1 protein-coding gene is annotated in these 231 nt (G+C 42.9%); it reads right to left on the reverse strand.

Going from position 1 to position 231, the window contains the following annotated elements:
* Positions 1–231: hypothetical protein (locus L9G74_RS24755; RefSeq protein WP_238899127.1), on the reverse strand; the 231-nt coding region annotated here is incomplete at both ends.

Raw genomic sequence — 231 nt, forward strand, 5'->3', positions numbered from 1 at the left:
CTCCTTCTTTAATATTCCTATGGCGGTCTCAAATTTGTTCTTCACCTCCACAAAAATGTTCTTCAGCATCTCGTCTCCCTTAAGGGCAGGAGGGGCAGACTCTTTAGCAAAGTGACGAACTGGAATAGCATGCTCCTTTTGTAGAAGTATTTGACTGCCATAGATCAATTTGGATTTGGAAAAGAGACGAGAAGAGAGTGCCATGAGCGACGAATATTGAGTTTTCTCACG

This window comes from Shewanella electrica (genome assembly GCF_022321485.1).
GTDB classification, from domain to species: domain Bacteria; phylum Pseudomonadota; class Gammaproteobacteria; order Enterobacterales; family Shewanellaceae; genus Shewanella; species Shewanella electrica.